Below are 17,738 nucleotides of genomic sequence, written 5' to 3'. Positions count from 1 at the left end.
AAATGAATATAGAAAAATATATTAGAGATGTTAAAGATTTTCCAAGACCCGGAATAATGTTTAAAGATATTTCGCCGCTTTTAGCAAATGGAGAAGCTTTAAATTATACAATTAATAAAATTGCAGAATATGCAGGAGATGTTGATATTATTGTTGGACCAGATGCCAGAGGTTTTTTATTTGGGACCCCAGCAGCAGCTATTTTAAAAAAACCATTTATTATGGTTAGAAAACCACATAAATTACCTGGTGAAGTAATCTCTATGTCATATGATTTGGAATATGGTTCGAATGTTTTAGAAATTCAAAAAGGTTTTGTCAAACAAGGACAAACAGCAGCCATTGTTGATGATGTTTTAGCGACCGGTGGAACTACTAACGCAATCATAAAATTATTAGAATCACAAGGAGTTAAGGTTATTAAAGTAATTGTGCTTTTAGAACTTAAAGATCTAAATGGCAGAAAACTATTTAATAAAGATATACAAACTATTTCATTAATAAAAGTTTAATAATTAGTGATTTAAATAATTTAAAAATATTAACATTATAAATGTTAATGTTTTTTATTCTATTTAACTTAATAAATTAAAGTTGAACTTCAACATCACGAATTAATAATTCTAAAATTTTTACCAATTGAATTTTTAAATTAGGCGTCATTTTTTCATCAATATTAAATTCAAAATCTAATGTATTTTTTTAAATAACATTAACTATAATTTTTGATGTTACATCAATATCTTTATATACATTTTAGTATTTTTAGTTCAATTGTTATTTGCTATTTTCAGAACTTTTAGTAAAAATTAAAAAATCTCCTTCTTTTATTTTTACATTGTTTGGTATTCATTGCTAATGAATCATTTGTAGATTTATTAGAATTTTTTCGGTTTTCTTCTAATTCATTTGACCCATTAGGATTTGCTTGATCTTACATATTTGATTTATCTGATTTGTTAGGATTTTTAATTTTCTCTTGTTTATTTTTGTTAACCTTATTAGAATTTTTAGGACTTATTTGATTTTTTTTTTTTTTTTTTTTTTGCATTTCTGAATTTCCTCCTAAAACTAAACAAGAAGTCACCACAACTGGCGTAGTACATATAGGTAAAATACTTAAAAAATTACAAATAATCTATCTATTAAAATGATATTAAAATACATTAAAATAAGTTTCAAATGATTATTTTATATAACAATATTTCTTAAAAAAGTCATTGGATAATAAATAATAATAATAATAATAAATACAAATTAAAAAATTATAAAAAAAAACAAAAATAGAATTTTAACTATTTTTGCTAGTATAAAAATAAAATGGAATTATAAAAGTTTAATACCTTCTTTTTCTAATTCATCACGATACTCTTTTGGTCAATAACTTGCTTGAACTTCACCAATATGTATTTTTTCAAGTAAAAACATACTTAGTCTACTTTGACCAATACCGCCACCAATTGTTAATGGAAGTTTTGAATCCAAAAGTGCTTTATGATATGGAGAAAGTTTATAAATTTCTTGGTAACTTAATTTTGTTTGTTTTAGAATCGATTTTTCATCAACTCTAATACCCATTGATGAAAGTTCTAATGCTTTATTTAAGATATTTGAATAAACAATTAAATCACCATTTAAATTCCAGTCATCATAGTCAAATGCCCTTAACGAGTGAATTAATCCTGACTTTAATTTGTGACCAATTTGATATATGAAAACTGCACCTTTTTCTTTTGCTATTTTATTTTCACGTTCTGAAAGAGTTAAATTTGGATATAAGTCTTCTAATTCCTGAGATGAAATAAAAAAAACATTTTTGACTAAATTATTTTTTAGTATTGGATATTGCTCTATAAGCATTAATTTAGTTTGATAGATAGAATTGTATATTTTATTTACTGTTTCTTTAAGAAAATCAATATTTCTTTGATCTTTTGAAATAATTTTTTCTCAGTCTCATTGATCAACATAATATGAATGAGTATTATCCAAATCTTCTTCACGTCTAATTGCGTTCATATCAGTATAAATTCCTTCACCCACTTCATAATGATATTCTTTTAATGCATTTCTCTTTCATTTTGCTAATGAATGAACAATTTCAAGGTTGATAAAATTATCGTTTTTCGGATTAAAGGTAACAGGTTTTTCCCCGTTTAATCCATCATTAAGGCCAGTTTTAGTTTCAACAAATAGTGGAGCTGTAGCTCTTGTTAAATTTAGCGATTTTTGTAAGCTTTTCTGAAAGAATTTTTTTAGGTCTTGAATTGCTTTTTGAGTTTGTTTAATATTTAATTTACTTTCATACATAATGAATAAATTTTATTGTATTTTAATTAATTTGAAAAGCAATATTTTATTTTTTATTAAAAAGTAGGCAAATAATTTTGGATAAAACATCAAAAATTATTTGCCTACTTGAAAATGTATGTTTATAAACTTATTTTGCTTTATTTACAAACATATCTAAACGTGAGTGTTTTCTAGCACCTTTGTTTGTATGGAAAACGCCTTTTGAGACTGCTTTTGCAATTATTTTGTGTGCTTGTGCAATTAAACTATTTGCATTTTCACTTTTTGCTAGCACAGCTTCTCTTGCTTTACGAATTGCTGTTTTAACACGTGATTTCATAGCAGCATTTTTTTGACGTGCTTGTTCCATTTTAACAATGCTTTTCACTTTTGATTTGATATTAGCCATTTTTTATGACCTCCCTTTTTCTTTATGTTGAAAAATCATATTTATTATATTAAAATATTTAAAATTTAAAAATAAATATATGTTATACAATGCATAAATATATTTTTTATACTTAAAAATTAAAGGAAAATTTTTATAAAAATTTAAATATTATTTTCTTTATTTTTTTTGTTTTTATGTATAATATTATAGCAATCAAAAAATGGGGGGGTAGCAAAGCGGCCAAATGCGGGTGGCTGTAACCCACTTTCTTAGGATTCGGGGGTTCGAATCCCTCCCCCCCCACCATTTTTTGCCCCATAGCCAAGCGGTAAGGCATCGGGTTTTGGTTCCGACACGCGTTAGTTCGAATCTAACTGGGGCAGCCATATCATCACCTAATGGTGGTGTTTTTTTTTTTTTTTTTTTTAAAAAAAAAAAAAAAAAAAACAGGTTAAAAACCAGTTTTTAAATAGAATAAATAATTATTTAAAATTTTTTGAAATATAATTGTTCACTTCATCAACAACTTTTGTTTTACCAATTTTTTCAAATATTCTAAGGAAATAAGAAATAAATTTTGAGAGTTCTTGTGCTTCGCTTGGAAAATGCTTTTCAAAAGTTTTGATATATTTTTCTTCATAATCCTTATCGTTTTCTTCAATATTATTTTTCATATTCATAAGGACAAGATTTGCACCAACTTTTTCAAGTGCTTGATTAAAAAATTCCTTTTCTAAGTCTTCATCAGAAGATTTAATTAATTTTAAATAATCTCGCTTTTTCAATCCATTTGTATTTAATGCCTTTTCAAAATCAGATTTCATTGATTTCATTTCGTCTGTTAAAAAGAATTTATGAATAGAAATGTTAGATTTTTTAAAAACTTCATGAGCTAATTTTTCAAGATAATTGTTGATTGCTTTTGTTAAGTTATTCATACAAATTAAACTATTCATATATTTATCAAATTCTTTTACATTATTAACATTTTCAATATTTAGCTTTTTAACAACCTCATCATCAATTTTATGATATTTATTTCTTAAAATTTCATTAATTTTAACATCAAAAACAACATCTTTGTTAGCATATTCTTTAACAAAATAATTTTCAGGGAACTTAACTTTTACTTCTCCTTTGTATCCTACTTTTTTATCTAAAAGTTGTTCTTCAAAACCTGGTATAAATGTATTTGAACCTAATTTTAGATTATAACCTTCAGCTTCACCACCATCGAAAGGCTGGTCATTGATATAACCTTTAAAATCAATATTTACAATATCATTTAATTTAGATTTTGCATTTTTATCTTCAACTTTTTCTGGAGTATTAAATTTACTAAAAATTGCTTGTTTTTCATTTTCAAGATCGCTTTTAGATATTTGTTTGATGCTAAATTCAACATCAACATCATCGTATTTTACATTTTCTAATAATGGAAAAGTCGCGAAAGTGACTTCTAATTCAAGATCTTTATTATCCTTATCTTTAGAGTCTTTAATATCTACTCCATCAATATAAGGTACAAATTTAATTCCTTGATCTTGTAAATATTTAAAAATATCTGATTTTTTGGAGTTTAAAAACTCATCAAGTACTTGATTTTGAATTTCAAATTGAGAAATTCTTGCTAAAAGTTGTTCTTTAGGTGCTTTACCAGGTCTATAACCAGGAACTTTTATTTTTGAGCAAGCTTGACTTAAAAGTTTATTAAATTTTTTGTCAAATTCTTCATATTCGTAAATTGTTGTTACACTAACAACGCTATTTTTTTCATCATATTTGTGTTTGAACATTTATATCTCCATTTCTTTGTCAATATAGACAATATTTTACACTATTTCATCACTTTTTGCTAAAAATGAGAGAATTTTATTAGGTTGTATTTTGTTATTTAAAATGTTAATAATTAATCAAAAAATAGTTGTTTTAATTTTTAAAACTTTTAATATCTCTTCTAAAATTTTTGCAGTAAATTTACCTTCTATAGTACCTTCGAAGTTTTTTTCTGTATCTATAATTCCGTATTGAGCAATAGATAGTCCATAACAAAAATTTCTACTCTTTGTTGATGAACAAGTTAAAATTAAGTCTCCAAATGTTGCAAAATCAGCAACTGATTTATATGATTTAGTTTTTGCTAACGCTTTATAAATTTTTAGAATTTCCTTGATACCGATTGTCAAAAATGCTGCATTTGTATTTCTGGCATCATCAAAATAACTCAGTATTCCAACCCCAATTGCTAAGACATTTTTTAACGAAGCAAATAATTCGGCAGCTAGTGCATCATCCGCGACGCGCAATCTAAAATATTCATTATTAAAATATTTTTGAATACTAGTAATGAATCTTGGATTATTTCCAAAAACATTTATTATTGTTGCTTTTTTATTGAATAATTCATTTGCAAAGGATGGTCCAATAAAAGTGGCGATATTTTCTAAATTATCTTTCATATATTCTTTAATATAGGTTGAATAAAACATCTTAGTATTTTTTTCAAAACTTTTTGCTAAATTTATAATGTTATATTTTCTTTCTGGACGTATTTTTTTTAGTGTTGCTAAGGTATCGTTAATTGCGATTGACGGTAAGGCTAACATTAGAATTTCAGAATTATCAACTAAATATTCAAAATTCATTGTAGCAGAGATTAATTCAGGATTTGTAAACTCAGAATTTTCAAAATATTTTCTATTATTACCATTATTTATATTTCTTACTTCTTGTTCATTAATTCCGTACATTATAACTTTATGATTATTAGTTGTTAAAACATTAGCTAACGCAGAACCGAAAGCACCTGTTCCAATAAAACCAAATTTATATTTTTTTTGCATAATAAAATTATATATAAAAAAATGTTTAATATATGAGGTAAAACATCATTTATTAAACATTTTTTCTGGCAGGAGTAGCAGGATTCGAACCCACAACACACGGGGTTGAAGCCCGTTGTTCTACCGTTGAACTATACTCCTATTTAAGAATCCAAAATATTATACTATAACCTGAACTAAATGAAAATTTAAAAAGAAGTATTTTTATTATATTAAAAAAATTTATTATTTTATAAGTATATTTTTTAAAATATATTATTATAGACCTTAAGCTTTTTTTTTTTTTTTTTTTTTTGTTGTTGTTGTTGTTGAAACTATAATTATTATGTGATACATAAAATAAGTTATATGTATTTTTAAAAGTTGTATATGACTTTTATAATTTGCGGAATAAAAAAATAAAAAAATATTTTTATTAATTTTAAAAGTGTTATAATATTTAAGCATTCCAAAAGTGCGGGTGTAGTTTAATGGCAGAACTTCAGCCTTCCAAGCTGACTATGAGGGTTCGATTCCCTTCACCCGCTCCATTTCAAGAAATTGACCGATTCAATCCAATTTTGGATTGTTTTTTATAATTTTAAGGTAAAATAGTAATTATGAATATAACCATAACAAAATATTTTGAAATTAATCCTTTTTATAACGAAAAGGTTTCTAATATTCCGGGAAATAAGATTGCATTAATAATAATCGGTGCTATTTTTATTGTGATTGGACTTTTATTTTTTCTTTACTATATTAAAATAAGTATTAAAAAACTTCGTGAATTTAAAGAAAGACAACTGCAAACTTATTATAATGATAATCCCAAAAAAACTCATTTGCCTTATGAAAGAACAGGACTTTACATACCATCATGAGAAAGAGTAAAATTTAATTTTCCATTATTTTTTGGAATTCTTGTGATTTTTATTGGTGTAGCTTTTATAGCTGGTAACACATTATCTACATTGTAAAATGTAGATTTTTATTTTTTAAATATTAACTAATATTGTAGTGAAATACTTTTTGTATTATAATATAGTCATGGACAGGGGTACTATTTTATATTTATAGAATGGTCGAGAGATACTCTTAGTAGCTGATCTAGGTAATTCTAGCGTAGCGAGTCTTTTTTCTCCTAACTTTGTCCAAAAATCAAGGAGAACATTTATGAAATTTAAAAAATTATTGTTTAGTAGTGCGCTTTTAGCGCCTTTAATCGTTGCTTCATGTAGCTTTAGTGAAGGCTCTGAATCTAAGATTGTTAATATCAAATTAGGGAATTCTTTAAAAGATAAGAACAAACAACAAGAATTCGAAGCAGATGTTAATAAATTATTGAAGCAAAGAGGTTCAAAATTTAGTGTTAAGTTTAGTTTTGATGGAGATACAGATGCATATCAAACTAATAAGGATGATATTTTAAAAGGTAGTCAAGACCTTGTTTTTGTATCAGCTGGACAAGTTTATGCAAATAAGAAGGATATTGAACTAAGCAAAATTGATTTAGGCATCCAAACTAAAACGAAGGCTTTCAAAGGGTCATTAAATCATAATATGGATAAATATATTAATGGAAGAGAAGAGGATCCATTAAGAGTTTTAGCAAATGAACAAGAAAAGTTATTTAAAAAATTTCCTAGATCAGAATGAAATGATAAAAACGAATTTTCAAATGGAGTTTATAAGGCATTTTATAATGATGAATTAACCCCATACCAAAGAGGTCTGATTGTTATTGTTGCTAATGAAAATGATACAAATGGTATTATTAAAGCATGAAATGAAAAAAATCTTAATGAATTCATAAATTATGGTCTTGGAATTGGGAAAAAAGATTCAGGAAGTAAATATTTACTTCCAGAGGCATTGCTTAAAAAGCAATTTGCTGATAAATTTACTTCATTATTAGAATTATCAACAAATAAGAACTATCAAGATAAGATTAAAGAAACTAAATGATCAAAAATGAATGATGAAAGTTTTAAAGATATTAAAATTTTCTTCGATAATGAAGGTGTATATGCTTATAGTAGGTTTAAACCAGGAAAATTTGATCCATATACAATTAATTCATCAAAGAGAAGCGGTCAAAAGATTACATTTTTAACTGTTACAGATGTTTTACCTTATAATATAGGTTTATATAATTCAGCTAAAATTACAAAGGAAGAAATAAAAAAATTAGCTGAGGTGTTTGAGTCATTAGCTAAAAATGGTAAAGATCCATGAGGTCCATTAAATGGATTTAATGGTTATGGATATATTGAAGATCCTAAAAATGAATTTTGAGATGTTGTTAAACAAAGTTTAAATAAATAAAATATGAAATTTATAAAAGCAAAAATTGGTTACGAAAAAAATATAATTTTGGAAGATGTCAATCTAACATTAAAAATTGGTGAATTAAATGGAATTATCGGAAAAAGTGGTGTAGGTAAATCTACTATTTTAAAGTCTTTTTTTGATTTAGATCTCATTTTAGAAGGTTCATTAATATCAAAAGATCATAAAGATGTTAAAATGATGTCAAAAAAAGAGAAAAAGTTATATAAATCATCAATTTTTTATCTTAGACCTGATAATAATTTTCTCGAAGAATTAGATTTTTTTCAAAATATATTATTAGGTTTTAGGAAATATAAAAACATTTTTTATCAATTATTCAAAATTCTTACTAAAAGTCAGAAAAATTATCTTTTTGATTTATTAAAATATTTTAATGTTGAAGAACTAGCTTTTGAGAAAATAGCTAATTTATCATCAGGACAAAAACAACGTTTAAGCATAGTACAAATGTTTTTTAATGAACCGAAAATAATCTTAGCTGATGAACCAACTAGTAATTTAGATATTTTAAATTCCAAAAAAGTTTTTGATTTTTTTCAAAAATACAAGAGTAAGTCATTAATTTTTGTCGCTATACATGATCTTAATAATGCTAGCGAGTTCGATCATATTTTTACCATTAATAAAGAACAGAAATCAATTATAGAAATACCAAATGATGAATTTAATATGGACAATTTAACAAAATATTATCATGAATAAATTAATATATTTTAAAAAAATTAAAAACAAGAATCGAAAGAAGTTTATTTTTATTTCTATTTCATTAATCTTATTAATTTTCTTTATGTATCAACTTAATTTCTTTACTAGTGTATACTCAAGCGGATTAAAGAGATTTTTTAGATACATTGGTTTGTTGTTTTATTTTAATTCGCATCATCCGGATTTACCAAATCAATCTTTATGGATCATTAATTTTAAATATTTATGAATTACACTAAAAACAGTTACTGGCGGAACAATAACCGGTCTAATTTTAGCTATTATAACTTCATATAACGCGGCTTCTAATCTTAAAAATAAAAGAGCAATTGCTATTTGTATCAAGTTTAGTGTTGTTTTTCTTCGATCTTTTCCAGTCTTAATCATAATTCTTTTATTTCAAAGTGCATTTTCTAGTATTTTAGCTGCTTGAATGATTTTCTTCTGAAGTACTTGATTATGAATGCATAAGTATTTTATTGAGATAATTGAAAGTTCTGATACTAAAATATATTGGCAAGAAATAAAAATAGGAAGATCGAAATTTTTAAGTTTTTATAAAAATATTTATTTACTTAATAAATCTAGATATGTTACAAATTCTTTTTTAGCTTATGAATCAAATGTTAGATGAAGCACAATTCTTGGTTCAATAGGAATAATTGGTATCGGATTTTTCATCGAAAACAATAAGAATGATTTTCAATATTTAGGAATTAGTTTATTTTACATTTTTTTAGTTGTTTTTATTTTAGAATTTTTGATTTATATATACAATAAATATTTAAAAGATTTTGTTTTTAAAAAAACAAGGAATAATGAATATTATAAAACAGCAAGATACAACCGAAATAAAATTATCTTATGTGTGATTATTTTTTTAGTAGCTATTATTTATAATTGAAGTTTTGTTGATATTTTTTCTGCTTCTGTTGATTGAAAAATATTAACTAATTATCTTAAAACTTTTTTTATATTCGATTTTAGTGATATTAGTGAAAACCCAATTTATTATTATGATTATGTTTTGATATTTATGAAAACATATGTTGGTTTATACTTCGCTTTTATATTTAGCATTATTTATGCATTTTTTATGAGTGAAAAAGTCCTAAAATCATATATAGCGGCCATATTTAAATCTTTATTGATTATTATTAAGACGGTACCAGTTCTTGTTTGATTTATTTTATTTAATACATTTTTAAATTCAGTTACATCAATAACAATTGTTTTATCAATTGTGGCTTTTAGATCTTTAGCAAAGCATTTTTGTACTAAAATTAATTCTTATTCTGAATCAGAAATTTCATTTTATTTAACACTTGGATACAATACATGAAGCATTTATTGTAAGAAAATATTGCCTAATGCTTGAAGGGATGTGATGGGACTAATTTTGTTTGAATTTGAAAATACTTTTAGAAATGGAATTTCTTATGGAATTTTTGCTACAATAGTACTTAGTAAAAAACTTTCAGAGTATCAGGATCAAAATACTTATGATCGAATTTTTCCATTAATTTTACCAGCGTTTTTATTTTTTATCTTATTAGAACTTACGTTTTTTGTCATAAAATATTTCAACAATAAAGCAAAAAAAACACAAAATTAATTTTTAGGAGTAACGGCTTTTGAATATCAAAAAAAATATTCGGACATCCGAATATTTTTTGTCATAAATTTAGAATTTATTTTTAGGTAGATAAATAAATCCATCAATACTTTTTACATTTGATACTGAAATAAAAGCATCTGGATCGATTTTTCTAACATCTTTAATAATTCTATTTACTTGTCTAAACAATGTTATAGTTGTAACAACATTTAAGAGTTCTTTTGAATATCCACCATGAGCATGGAATTCGGTAATACCTGTAACAATTTTTTTGTCTTGTGCTATTATTGTTGAGATTTCAGAAGATTTATTTAATGAGAAAATCTCAACTCTTACTAACTTAAATTTAGGATAAAGTTTATTTAATGCGATGATATAAATAACATTAGTTAATACTGTTGCAACAAAATTAGGTGATAAATAAATTCCGAAAGATCAAGCATTTTTTGTAACTTCTTTTAAACTATCACTTGCATTTGAATTATTGGCTTCTGAAAGTAATATTGAACCAGGCAATCATGAACCGACTAAAACTCCAATAAGAACAATTATGATATTCATATATCCAGAAATAGTACCAAATGATTTTTGCTTTTCATTAGCGTATCATTCACCAATAATCCCAGTAACACCAGCTGTACCACCGATTATTTGTATTATTGCAAAAATTCATGCAAGTAAATATCCATAAACAATTGCATAAATAAATAGCGCAATTATATTACCTCCATCATTTCATAATAATGGAATAATAGAACTAAGTTTTTGCTTGAAAGGTGATAATGCTTGTCTAACTGATTGATTTGAAAAATCACCAATTAAATAAATATCATTTGCTCCAGGGATTAAACCAATTGAGAATGAAACAATAGATGATACAACTAAAAATAAAACAGTTAAGTTACTAAAAGTCTTTCCAATTTTTTTGTAGCCAAAAATAAAAATTGGAATGCTTAGTATAATGTAAGCAATTCAAAATATGAATTGTTCAATAAGATTTCTTAATGCAATCGAAACTTGATCCTCTTTAAAAAGTACTACAACAAGTCTTGCAAGGGCTTGACCAAATGCAGCCAAACCAAAATTGTATATTCCGACATTTTTGACAAAGAAAACACTAATTACTCCAAAGAAAATTGCTGTAATTGTAGTAATTAATACTAATTTTCATGTTGACATTTGTGAATATAATTTACTTAATTTAATACCAAAGTTCGACATTCTGGTTCTGTTGTAAATTGTATTCTTTTTAACAAGACGATTTGAAAAAATATCTTTTCCCATTAAAGCGTCTGCTATTTCATCTTGTTTTTCTTTCCCAAAAACACTAGTGAGGAAGCCTTCATTTTCTATCTTTTCATTTTCTATAGTCTCTTCATTACTTAATTGTTTTTGGTCTTCTTTATTTTTTTTATTCAATCTAACCTCCAAACTAAAAAAAGAAAGAACACAACAATATAATTGTCATGTATCTATAATTATTTTAATACTTTTTTAGAATAATGTTAAGAATAATTTTTAAAAGAACTAAGAAAATAAAAAAACTACTTAAATAAGTAGTTATTGGCCAATAAATGATATGGTACATTGTACAGGGATCGAACCTGCGACCCGCTGGTTAAGAGCCAGCTGCTCTACCGACTGAGCTAACAATGCACATATATTATACAAAATTTTAAATAATGCATAAATTAATATTTTTAAAGTGACACAAATTTTAAGTGCTAAATTAAGGGTTCTAACTAAAATCAAGAAGCATTTTTTTGATAACTTGTTTTAACATCTATTAATAAAACTTAAAGAAAGAATGAAAAATTTAAGGCAAAAGTCTTGATTTTTTTATCTTAAAAAGCATATGGAATTATCATTGCAAAATCACCTTTTATGTATTATGGAATAATGTTATTTATTGAATTTATAATTCAATTACCTAATTGACATTTTGAACATTTAAGACTATAATATAGTTTAAAAAATTTTTTTATAAATCATTGATACACTTTGCTATAAGTAGACATAATTAAGGTACCTTGTTATAATTTTTTTGTATTAGTAGTATGAAAATTAATATTTAGGAGAATTATATGAGTATTAAAAAGACCTTAAAAGCTATAATAAGTTTGGCGAGTGCAAGCGGTTTAGTTGCGATGCTTAGTTCAAATAACCCTGCAACCTCTAGACAAGTTGTAACTAATCATAAAGAATATAAAATTTATCCATCTGTTCATTCAATAGAATATTATAATAAACACTTTTTAATAACACCTGAGATTAATTTGGTAGTTGAAGATGGGGTTGATAGCGCAGTGTTGGAAAGATTTGAAGAAACTTTAAATTTAAGAAAGATTAAATATAAGATTTCTAATAAAATCATTTCAGGAAAAACAAATGTATTAATTGGATTAAAAGACAATAAAGATACTTTTGTTGATGATTATCTTAAAAGTAAAAATTTAATGCCTGACACTAATTTAATGAATAAAATTGATAGTTATGTTTTAAATTCTAAAGATAATGTAATTAGTATTTATGCCTCTGGCGAAGATGCTAGTTATTATGGAGTAACTTCATTATGACATATTTTTAATCAACTTAATGGATTAGAAATAGAAGAATTTAACATCAATGACTATGCTGATATAAAAACTCGTGGCGCGATTGAAGGATATTATGGAAATCCATGGAGCCTGCAAGATAGATTAAACTATATGAGATGAGGAAGTTATTATAAATTAAATGGTTATTTTTATGCGCCAAAGGATGATCCAAAGCATAGTCATAAATGAAGAGAATTATACACTGAAAGTGAAATAGAGAACTTAATAAAACCTTTAGCACGAGAGGGAAATAGAACAAAAGTAAGATACATTTATACCTTGCACCCATTTTTTGGAACTAGATTAGATAATGATTATGATCAAGGAGTAAAAGACCTCAAAAACAAATTTTTACAAGTTATTCAAGCTGGTGTAAGACAAATTGGGATCTTAGCAGATGATGTCGCAAGAGCCGATATTAGAATTCAAGAAAGATTGTTAATTGATATGGTTACTTGATTAAAAGAATTAAAACAAACTAAATATCATGATTTGAAAGTTGTTTTACCTTTTGTCGTTAATGAATATGCAGGATATGGACAAAGCTATTTCAAAAGATTCCCAAATGAAGTTCAAATTGTTATGACTGGAGGTAAAACCTGAGGTGAAGTATCTCCAGAATTTACTAATAAATTTTACTCAAATACTAATAGAGGTCCATTACTTTGAATAAATTGACCTTGTTCAGATAATAGTAAAAATCATTTAATCTTAGGTGGATATCGTGAATTTTTGCATAAAAATGTCGATCCTAAAAAAGTCCAAGGTATTGTTTTAAATCCAATGCAACAATCTGAACCGTCAAAAGTAGCATTATTTGGAGCAGCAGATTATACTTGAAATATTTGAAAAGATGATGCACACATTGATCAAACATATAGTGATGCATTTAATTATGTTACTAATAATTCATATCAAGAAACAGCTGAATCAAAAGCATTTAGAAATCTAGCAAAACATATGATTAATCAAAATATGGATGGAAGAGTTGTTGCTTTAGAAGAATCGATTGAATTAAAAAAGAAATTAGCTAAGGTCCGTACTTCACTAGAAACTAATAATTTTTTAGTTGATAATATTAAAGATTTAAAAGTTGAATTTGAAGAATTATATAATGATGCACTTACCATTAAAAATAGTGTAGTTAATCGAGATTTATACTATCAAATTAGATACTGAATTGAATCATCAATTGAACTATATCAAGGATTAACTTTGGCTCTTGATGGACTTATTAAACTAAACCAAGGTGATAAAACTGATTTTGTTTTAAATTTAAATAAAGCTAAAACATTAATTCAAAAGGCTAGAACACAACATGGATTTGATTATTTAGGTTCAATTCAATATGCGGAAGTAGGAGTACAACATATTCAACCCTTTACTACTTGACTTCTTGATTATATGTCAAATAAAATTCTTAATACAAATATTAAAAATAATAACAATAAAAAAGATCAAGTGGTCGGTTATAATTTAGAAATAGCAAAGCACTCAAGCATTAATGATAATGCAAAAAATAATAAACTCGATTATATTATTGACCATAATGATTCAACTTTGGCTTGATTATCAAGTGCAAATAATGGGAATGTAGGTAAAGATCAAGGGATTGAAATTCATTTTGAAAGTGCAAAAGAGATTAAAAGTATTAGAATTCTTCAAGATAGCAATGATAAAATGGAATTTTTAAAAATTCAAAAACTTTATAATAATCAAGTTATAGATTTAGAAAATGGAACACTTGATTTTAAGGATAAAAAAGAAATTACCTATACAGTTCCAGAAAATGCCGGCTTAATGACTGGAATTAGAATTACTTCGACAAAACAAACATCAACTTGATGGAAATTAAAATCAGTTGATATTCAAGAAAAAAATGTTCCTGATCCATCATATATTTATACATCACTAAAAGATAAATCAAAACTTCAAGCTCTTAGAAGTAATGGTTCAATGATTTTAAGTAATAATGATTTGAAAAATATTAGCAAAAATCACGAAATACCTTCAAAAGGGTATATTGGAGTTGATTTAAAAGATATTAAATATATTACAAATATCAATATTGATTGAATTAAAAATGATAAATTTAAGTTCTTAATTTCAGTAAATGGTTTCAATTGAATTGAACTCAATCAAGCTAATTTTAACAAAAAAGTTAAATTTAGATATTTAAGACTAGTTAATAGTTCAGACGCTATTCAAATATTAAAATTTACCAAGTTAAGTTTAAATATTATTGATGAAATTGTACCATTTGGAAAATTGATTGAAACTAATATTGATTTGAAAAATAATTGATTAGATGATAGGAAGAATGGTGGCGGATTTGATGGTGATTTTAATAGATATACAAAATTTGGTGGTAGTCCATTAAAAGGACAATATGCAATTTGTGATTTAGGTGGAGAACTTGATCTTAAATCATTAAGAATGTATACAGCAGATAATACAGCTGATTTTCCAAGATATTTAGATATACAAGTTTCAAATCAAAAGGATTCTGGATATGAAACTGTGTTCAGCATTAATGATTCAGCGGATTCGCATGACATAACACCAGGTCAAGGTGGTTTTGGAAATCCAGATTCTTTACATCCTAATCTTAGATGATGAGGAAATGATGATATTAAAGATAAAAAAGTTAGATACATTAAACTTCTTGTTAAAAAAGATTATCCATCTAGAGCAATCATTATTAATGAAATAGTTGTAAATGGTGGTAAATATCTTAATTTAAATATTGATCCAAGATTTGATGGAACTAATTATCTTGAAAGCAATGGAAAATATAAACCAGAAAACATTTTTGATAATAGACTTAATACTTCTTATAAACCAGCTGAAAAAAATGGAAAACTAATAATTAATTTAGATGCTGCAAGATATGCAAATAAAGATATCAAAATCATTACAGAAGAAGAACCGTCAAATGCAGTTGTAAAAGCTATTGTTTATGATATAAAAACTAATAAAGAATTAGAAATTGTTATTGGAGCATTATCAAATCCAATAGTTTCATTTAGTTTACCAAATGATCTAGATAAGAAAGTAGTTGCTTTAAAAATTGAATGAAAAGACCATATACCTGTAATTTCTGAAATTATTGATATTGAAAAACAAAATGGGCAAAAAGTTGATAAATCTAAATTAAAAACATTACTTGAAAAACCGGTTGTTGATCTAGAGAAATGAACTACATCAAGTAGACAAAATTATATTGCTAAAAAACAATCTGCACAAGCAATAAATGATTTAACATCAGTGACACAAGAAGCTATTGATGATGCGCTAAAAGCTCTAGACGACGCGATTAATGAACATAAATTAAAAGTCGATAAATCTGAATTTGATGCATTAATCAAAAATGAAAACCTTAAAAATGATCATTTTATATACACTAATGAAAGTTTTTATGATTATCAATTAGCTTTAGAAAAGATTAAATATCAAAACGTTGATGATCTTGGACAAAGTGAGTTTAATAAACTTAAAGAAGATTTGGAAACTAAAAAAATAGCATTAGAATTTTCTCCATATAATATGCAAATTTCATTATTTAATGTTGAAAAATTTAATGAAATAAATAAGGATAATTATTTAAGTGATTCATACAATAAATTAAAAGCAAAGGTTGATGAAATAAAAAGAAAAATAACTGAAAACAAGATTGAGCCAAGCGAGTATATCAAGTTAAATAAAGAATATGAAATACTTTATTCACAATTATCTCCAAAAGCAAAAAGTGTTTTAATTTTAACATATGAAAAATATAAAAATGATGTAGTTATTCCGTTTATAGCAAAATATAAAAATAAATGACCAGAAGAATATGCGAAAATTAATGATGTTTTAACAAAAAATGAAGGTAAAGTAAGTGATCAATCAACTGATTTAAGTATTAATGAAGCTATAAATGACTTAAAAAATGTTGCTGGCTCAATAATTGAAGGAGTTGCTAGAAAACAAAAAGAAATAAGAGATATTTATATAAATAGAAAAACTAATGCATATCTTGTTTATCAAGATGATAAGTATACAAATTATGATAAATTTATTTCTGAATTAGCAGTTTATGAACAACATCCAGAAAACTTGACTAGTGAAAAATATAATGAAATAATAAAGAAGAAAGAAATTGTTGAAAAAGAACTTGTATTTAACACTGACTTAGATAAAGTAAAATCAAAAGCGAGAAGTATAATTAATATTCTTGATGATAAAAAAGAATATGATAAAGAAATCAAAAACGCAAATAGTATTGAAAAATTATCTGCAATAATCGATCAAATGATTCAACAATATAAAGATCAAGAAGCTAAGAAGATTAAAGATAAAAAAATAGCATTATTAGAAATTTTAAAAGACTTAGATGATAAAAAGCAAAAAGATTATTTAACTAATAAAGTCAATAAAATCACCTTGCTTTCAGATGCAAAACTTATTGAATTTGAAATTGATCAAACAATGATGTTAAATTATAAAAAGAAAATAAGACTTGCAATAAATGATATTAAAGATCAAAAATTAAGAGAAAAGTCTAATTCTGAATTTAATTCTAATGATAATAAAGAAGAACTAAAATCATTCTTATTAAAACTAGAAAAATTAGAATCTCATGAATCTAAACCTGCCCCAAAACCACAACCAAATCCAAAACCTACCCCAGAAACTCCAAAAACACCGGATGATAAAAAACCTGATGCAAGTGACAAAAATAAAAAATTAACTCCTAAAACAAGTTCTAATAAAGGTATAATAATTGGCGCAATTGTTGGTACATTAACTATGTTATCAATTATCGTGGGAGCTCTAGCATTTTGATTTAAGAAGAAAAGCAAAAAATAATTAGGAAAGACGGATAATCAATAACTGATAATAAAGCAAGCAATTAATTTGCTTGCTTTATTTAATTTTTAGCATAAACTTATAAATTTTTTGAATAAATGAGCGCA

11 protein-coding genes and 5 tRNA genes are annotated in these 17,738 nt (G+C 25.2%); 9 read left to right on the top strand and 7 right to left on the bottom strand.

Annotation, left to right across the window (positions count from 1 at the left end):
* The first annotated feature begins 2 nt into the window (after nt 1-2).
* On the top strand, nt 3-512 hold the full coding sequence (locus EXC48_RS03705; RefSeq protein ID WP_129720868.1) for an adenine phosphoribosyltransferase: 510 nt from the start codon (nt 3-5) through the stop codon (nt 510-512).
* An 814-nt stretch (nt 513-1,326) separates the two neighbouring features.
* Here the strand turns inward: EXC48_RS03705 and asnA are convergent.
* Nucleotides 1,327-2,310 carry an aspartate--ammonia ligase gene (asnA, locus tag EXC48_RS03700; protein WP_015287581.1) on the bottom strand — a complete coding sequence of 328 codons (984 nt, stop codon included), beginning with the start codon at nt 2,308-2,310 and terminating at the stop codon, nt 1,327-1,329.
* A 130-nt stretch (nt 2,311-2,440) separates the two neighbouring features.
* Nucleotides 2,441-2,701 carry a 30S ribosomal protein S20 gene (gene rpsT / locus EXC48_RS03695; protein ID WP_015287580.1) on the bottom strand — a complete coding sequence of 87 codons (261 nt, stop codon included), beginning with the start codon at nt 2,699-2,701 and terminating at the stop codon, nt 2,441-2,443.
* Between the two features lie 204 nt (nt 2,702-2,905).
* Here rpsT and EXC48_RS03690 point away from each other — a divergent pair.
* Nucleotides 2,906-2,989 (top strand) — tRNA-Tyr (locus tag EXC48_RS03690).
* 5 nt (nt 2,990-2,994) lie between these two features.
* Nucleotides 2,995-3,069: transfer RNA gene (locus EXC48_RS03685), tRNA-Gln, on the top strand.
* Between the two features lie 96 nt (nt 3,070-3,165).
* On the opposite strand, the gene tig is transcribed toward EXC48_RS03685, so the two are convergent.
* The 3 genes from tig to EXC48_RS03670 form a co-directional block, all read right to left on the bottom strand.
* Nucleotides 3,166-4,479 (bottom strand): trigger factor, encoded by a 1,314-nt coding sequence (tig, locus tag EXC48_RS03680; RefSeq protein WP_129720866.1) that lies wholly within the window; start codon nt 4,477-4,479, stop codon nt 3,166-3,168.
* Nucleotides 4,480-4,515: 36 nt separating this feature from the next.
* The gene (locus EXC48_RS03675; RefSeq protein WP_041593900.1) at nt 4,516-5,526 is read right to left on the bottom strand and encodes an NAD(P)H-dependent glycerol-3-phosphate dehydrogenase; all 1,011 of its coding nucleotides are present in this window, start codon (nt 5,524-5,526) and stop codon (nt 4,516-4,518) included.
* A gap of 66 nt (nt 5,527-5,592) precedes the next feature.
* Nucleotides 5,593-5,667, bottom strand: a tRNA-Trp gene (locus EXC48_RS03670).
* A gap of 315 nt (nt 5,668-5,982) precedes the next feature.
* Between EXC48_RS03670 and EXC48_RS03665 the strand changes: the two genes are divergently transcribed.
* The 5 genes from EXC48_RS03665 (at nt 5,983) to EXC48_RS03645 (ending at nt 10,180) form a co-directional block, all read left to right on the top strand.
* A tRNA-Gly gene (locus tag EXC48_RS03665) sits at nt 5,983-6,056 on the top strand.
* 69 nt (nt 6,057-6,125) lie between these two features.
* The gene (locus EXC48_RS03660) at nt 6,126-6,485 is read left to right on the top strand and encodes a hypothetical protein (protein WP_015287576.1); all 360 of its coding nucleotides are present in this window, start codon (nt 6,126-6,128) and stop codon (nt 6,483-6,485) included.
* Between the two features lie 196 nt (nt 6,486-6,681).
* A complete protein-coding gene (gene cypl, locus EXC48_RS03655) occupies nt 6,682-7,833 on the top strand; it encodes an ABC transporter thiamine pyrophosphate-binding lipoprotein p37/Cypl (RefSeq protein ID WP_129720864.1) in 1,152 nt (383 codons plus the stop codon).
* Between the two features lie 3 nt (nt 7,834-7,836).
* Nucleotides 7,837-8,562 (top strand): ATP-binding cassette domain-containing protein, encoded by a 726-nt coding sequence (locus EXC48_RS03650; RefSeq protein ID WP_129720862.1) that lies wholly within the window; start codon nt 7,837-7,839, stop codon nt 8,560-8,562.
* Nucleotides 8,555-10,180 (top strand): ABC transporter permease subunit, encoded by a 1,626-nt coding sequence (locus EXC48_RS03645; RefSeq protein WP_129720860.1) that lies wholly within the window; start codon nt 8,555-8,557, stop codon nt 10,178-10,180. The genes EXC48_RS03650 and EXC48_RS03645 overlap by 8 nt, the downstream gene beginning before the upstream one ends.
* A 69-nt stretch (nt 10,181-10,249) precedes the next feature.
* Here the strand turns inward: EXC48_RS03645 and EXC48_RS03640 are convergent, their stop codons facing one another.
* Both EXC48_RS03640 and EXC48_RS03635 read right to left on the bottom strand, forming a co-directional pair.
* Entirely contained in the window at nt 10,250-11,467 is a 1,218-nt protein-coding gene (locus tag EXC48_RS03640) for a DUF2179 domain-containing protein (protein ID WP_308506917.1), read from the bottom strand.
* A 296-nt stretch (nt 11,468-11,763) separates the two neighbouring features.
* A tRNA-Lys gene (locus tag EXC48_RS03635) sits at nt 11,764-11,839 on the bottom strand.
* 428 nt (nt 11,840-12,267) lie between these two features.
* On the opposite strand from EXC48_RS03635, the gene EXC48_RS03630 reads away from it, so the two are divergent.
* A complete protein-coding gene (locus tag EXC48_RS03630) occupies nt 12,268-17,631 on the top strand; it encodes a beta-N-acetylhexosaminidase family protein (RefSeq protein ID WP_129720856.1) in 5,364 nt (1,787 codons plus the stop codon).
* The last annotated feature ends 107 nt before the right edge of the window (nt 17,632-17,738 follow it).

The sequence above is a fragment of the Mycoplasmopsis cynos genome (assembly GCF_900660545.1).
In the GTDB taxonomy this organism is placed as follows: Bacteria; Bacillota_I; Bacilli_A; order Mycoplasmatales; family Metamycoplasmataceae; genus Mycoplasmopsis; species Mycoplasmopsis cynos.
Note: the sequence above shows the minus strand (reverse complement) of the source record. Positions and strands in the feature narration are given on the sequence as shown.